Source organism: Streptomyces sp. NPDC059456 (assembly GCF_042750055.1).
Lineage (GTDB): Bacteria > Actinomycetota > Actinomycetes > Streptomycetales > Streptomycetaceae > Streptomyces.
In genome coordinates, this window is sequence record NZ_JBHYVA010000350.1 from 1 (window position 1) to 3,611 (window position 3,611).

3 protein-coding genes are annotated in these 3,611 nt (G+C 74.9%); 1 reads left to right on the forward strand and 2 read right to left on the reverse strand.

Annotation, left to right across the window (positions count from 1 at the left end; translation table 11 throughout):
• Window positions 1-444 precede the first annotated feature (444 nt).
• Window positions 445-1,131 carry a GNAT family N-acetyltransferase gene (locus ACFXA3_RS26240; RefSeq protein WP_054225847.1) on the forward strand — a complete coding sequence of 229 codons (687 nt, stop codon included), beginning with the start codon at window positions 445-447 and terminating at the stop codon, window positions 1,129-1,131.
• 101 nt (window positions 1,132-1,232) lie between these two features.
• Here ACFXA3_RS26240 and ACFXA3_RS26245 read toward each other — a convergent pair whose 3' ends face one another.
• Window positions 1,233-2,261, reverse strand: a complete 1,029-nt coding sequence (locus tag ACFXA3_RS26245; RefSeq protein WP_385190744.1) for a TolB family protein — start codon at window positions 2,259-2,261, stop codon at window positions 1,233-1,235.
• 45 nt (window positions 2,262-2,306) lie between these two features.
• A partial coding sequence (locus ACFXA3_RS26250) for an MFS transporter (protein WP_385190745.1) occupies window positions 2,307-3,611 on the reverse strand: 1,305 nt, incomplete at its 5' end.

Genomic DNA, 3,611 nt, shown 5'->3' on the forward strand with positions numbered 1-3,611 from the left:
CCGGCACCCGCTGTTGGACACATCACCGACGGCCGTCCGTTCGATCTCCGGGCGGCCGGGGAGGACCCCGCGCCCGCTCGCCGGGCCGACGGTCGGGGCCGGACCGGACCGCGTCCGGAGCCACTTACATCCGTGCAGGTCAGAGGGTGTTTGTAGGCCGATGGAGGGCGGTGCGGACCGCCGTCCGGGGGGCCTGCGCCGCGCGCGGGAACGGATGTCCGCGGATCAGGATTACGGGCGCTCCGGGCCGGGGACCAAAGTCATCGAAAAACATGGCCGCGGCGTTGCCAATTTGGGGGTTCATGAGAGGAGATTTAGGGGCTACATTGAGCCACTCGCGTTCACCTGACAGCCCGTTGCCTTTCACCCGTGTTTTGCACGGGGGGCGACGTCAGGAGCGCACACTGTGCAACCACCCCACCGCCCAGAAGGACCGAAGGCTCCGTGCCCGTACCCGTACTCCTCGCCGGCCGCACCGTGCGGCTCGAGCCCCTCGCCCCCCACCACACCGAGGCCTTGGCCGTGGCCGGGGCCGAGGATCGTACGACTTACGCCTTCACCCCCGTACCCCATGGGGTGCAGGCGTCCCACGAGTACATCGACCGCGCCCTGGCAGATCAGGCGGCGGGTCGATCGCTCCCCTTCGCGGTGGTCAGAGCCACCGACGGTCGGGTCGTCGGTTCGACCCGGTTCCTGGAACTCGACTACTGGCAGGGCCCGCTGGTGTGGCCCGCGGTGCCGGGGGTCCCGTTCGGTGATCCGGTGACGGCGATCCCCGATGCCGCCGAGATCGGCAATACCTGGCTGTCCCCGGGCGCGCAGGGGACGGGCATCAACACGGAGGCGAAGCTGCTCATGCTCCGCCACGCCTTCGAGACCTGGGGCGTGCGCCGCATCTCGCTGCGCGCCGACGCCCGCAACGGGCGCTCGCGGGCGGCCATGGAGCGGCTCGGGTTCACCTGCGAGGGGGTCCGCCGGGCCCATTCGCGGGGCCTCGACGGCGCCGTGCGCAGTACCGCCTTCTACTCGATCCTCGACGAGGAATGGCCGACCGTGCGGTCGATCATCGAGATGAGGCTGTCGGCCGGGGCCCAGCGCAAGCGGCGGCGCAAGACGCTGATCCCGGCCTAGCCCGGGCACGCCCTCCGTCGCAACGGTCCTGGATCCGGGCCCGTCCCGGGCCCGTCCGGCCCTGTTCGGCCCCGGTCCCGTCCCGGTCCTTCCTCGCGGCGTCAGCCCAGGAAGGCCGGGGCGAGGGCCGAGGCCATCAGCGGGGACGGAGCGCCGCTGCCGTCGGCCGGCACGGCGTACAGGTCGGCGCCGAAGTCGCCGGGCAGGGAGTAGACGACGGTCCTGTCGTCCGTCCACACCACCTGGTCGTCGACGCTGCGCTGCTCCGCGAGCGGGGTCTCCTGCATCGAGGCGAGGTCCAGGGCGTACAGCCGCCACGGCGCGTCCGGGGAGAGGCCGGGCACCCGCTTCTTGAAGACCAGCCGGGTCCCGTCGGGCGACAGCGAGGGGCACTCCAGGTTCTCGCGGAGCGTGGTCACGGTGCGTTCGACCAGGTCGCCGCGGACCAGGTGGGTCTGGCCGCCGGTCGCGAGGGTCGCGTAGAAGGTCCGCTCGTCCGCGGCGAAGGTCACGCCCCAGAAGTTGACGTCGGCGTTGCGGTACGTCTTGCCGTCCTTGCGGATCGTGAAGTCCTCCAGGGAGGCGTCGAACTTCCCGGTGCGCAGGTCGAGCAGGGACGTGCGGGTGGAGAAGTTCGTACCGGCGTACGAGTCGCCGCCGACGAAGACCGTCCAGGCGACCAGGTGCCCCCCGGGCGAGACCCGGGCCCGGGTGGGGATGCCGGCCAGCGGGCGCGCCACGACCTCCTTGAGGCCCGCGTCGAGGACGACGGCCCGGTAGCCGTCCTGGACCCCGCCCTTGTCGGCCTGGAGGCAGATCCCGGTGCCGGCCGCCGCGTGGAAGCGCAGGCAGCTCACCCCGGAGGCGGTACGGGCTCCTCGGGGCGCGTCGGCGGGGACGGTGGCGAGCTCGTCGCGGTGCGGGCCCCACGCCATGTTCCGGAACACGATCCGCCGCCCGCCCGCGCCGGGGGTCAGGGAGACCTCGCCCCGGGTGATCGCGGGGCCGCCGGCCTGGGTCCGGTTCCTCTCGTCGGCCCGCGAGGAGGCCCGTACGACGGCCAGCACCCCCACGGCGGCGAGCAGCACGACGGCGGAGACGAGGATCAGGATCCGGCGTTGGAGGGTCATGGGGGCCTTTCGGGGATGTGGGGGACGGCAGGCGCAGCGGACGGCTCAGCCGGTCGGCGCCCCGGCGGTCGTGGTGTCCGCGGCGGTCGCGGTGTCCGCGGGGCGCAGCACGGCGCAGGCTCCGGCCGCGGCGGCCAGCAGGACGGCCGCGACCGCGAGCGCGGGCCGGGGGCCCCATACGGTCCAGGCGGCGCCGAAGCCGAGCGAGGCGGCGAACCGGGCGAGGGCCTGGCCGGTCTGGACGAGGGCGAGGCCGCCGCCGCGGTGCTCCTCGGGCACGGCTCCGGCGGCCGCGGCCATCAGGACGCCGTCGGTGGCCGCGTAGAAGCCGCCGTGCAGCAGGAGCACGGCGTACGGCAGGAGCGTGCCGGGGCCGTGCCCCGCCCCGCCCGCCAGCAGCAGCCCGTACGCGAGGAGCAGGGCGAGGTGGCCGCCGAGGAAGACGCGCCAGCGGCCGGTCCGGTCGGCGAGCCGGCCCAGCGGCAGTGCGAGCAGGAAGAACGCGGCGGCGGTGCCGAGCGGCAGCAGCGCGAACCAGCGGTCGGCGATCCCGGTGGCGCGCTGGAGCAGCAGGAAGACGAAGGCGTCGCTGACGGTGCAGAGTCCGAGCAGCAGCGCGCACGTGCTGATCCGGCGCAGGTCCCGGCGGCCCAGCAGCCCGAAGGCGGCCCGCAGCGAGACGGGCTCGGCGCCGGGTGACGGCTCGGTGCGGCGGCCGGGCACGAACAGGACGAGCACGAGCACGCCGAGGGCGGCGACGCAGGCGCTGACCGTGAAGACGGCGTCGTAGCCGTCGGCGGCTCCGCGCAGGATCAGGAAGGCGAGGATCGGCCCGATCAGGGCGCCGGCGGTGTCCATGGCCCGGTGCACCCCGAAGGCCCGGCCGCGGTCCTCGGGGGCGGCGGCCAGCGAGATCAGCGCGTCGCGCGGGGCGGTGCGCAGGCCCTTGCCGGTGCGGTCGAGGGCGAGCACCGCGCCGATGGCGGGGAGGGTGTGCGCGAGCAGCAGCAGCGGCTTGCACAGGGCCGAGAGGCCGTAGCCGAGGCCGGCGAGGGCCTTGTGCCGGCCGAGGCGGTCGCCGAGGTGGCCTCCGGTGAGCCGGACCAGCGCGCTGATGCCGTTGTAGATCCCGTCGAGCAGCCCGAAGCCGAGCGGGGAGAGGCCGAGGCCGGCGACGAGGTAGAGCGGGAGCACGGCCGTGACCATCTCGGAGGAGACGTCGGTGATCAGGCTGACCGTGCCGAGGGCGAGCACCGTGGGGGCGAGCGCGGCGCGCCGCCCCCCGCGCGGGGGGGGGGGGGCCGGCGCGGGGGCGCGGGGGACGGCGGGCGCGGGGGGGGGCGCGCCCTC

What these genes read in the sequence shown, in the direction of transcription:
- ACFXA3_RS26245 (WP_385190744.1), bottom strand. Translation starts at nt 2,261, where the DNA reads ATGACCCTCCAACGCCGGATCCTGATCCTCGTCTCCGCCGTCGTGCTG.